Source organism: Bifidobacterium aerophilum (assembly GCF_010667685.1).
Lineage (GTDB): Bacteria > Actinomycetota > Actinomycetes > Actinomycetales > Bifidobacteriaceae > Bifidobacterium > Bifidobacterium aerophilum.
The window spans coordinates 1-352 of sequence record NZ_WHZW01000054.1 but is presented as its reverse complement, the minus strand read 5'-3'; the positions used below and the strand labels follow the sequence as shown (position 1 = coordinate 352).

The window sequence follows — 352 nt, the reverse complement described above, 5'->3', positions numbered from 1 at the left end:
GCCCATCCGGCCAGTGCGGCGAAGCTGTGGCTGGAACGGTCCATGAGGATCTCGCGGAGCATCGGCCACGCCGCGCGCGCCGGCATGGTCCGCGGATCCCACGGGCCGCCCCAGCAGGCGATCCAGTCGTATTGCAGTGCGGGGCGCGCCGTGTACCACAGGTGCAGGAGCGTCAGGATTTTGGGTCGGTCTTGGACGCGGCGGCCCATGCGGCGATGATGCGGCCGATGTCGGCCATCTTGTCGCCGCTCCTGCGGTCGATCTCGCGTTCCAGGCGCGGGTATTCGCGCAGCAGGTAGGAGAGGATCACGCTCATGAACCCGATCTTCTCGTCCTGGTCGAGGTTGTCCCA

General features: G+C 67.6%; 2 protein-coding genes. Both read right to left on the bottom strand.

Annotation, left to right across the window (positions count from 1 at the left end; genetic code table 11):
- Positions 1–209, bottom strand: a 209-nt coding sequence (locus tag GFD25_RS12065; protein WP_204314903.1) for a hypothetical protein, incomplete at its 3' end; no start/stop codon positions are given.
- The coding region (locus GFD25_RS11965; RefSeq protein ID WP_163233124.1) for a hypothetical protein at positions 173–352 on the bottom strand (180 nt) is incomplete at its 5' end. The genes GFD25_RS11965 and GFD25_RS12065, both read right to left, overlap by 37 nt.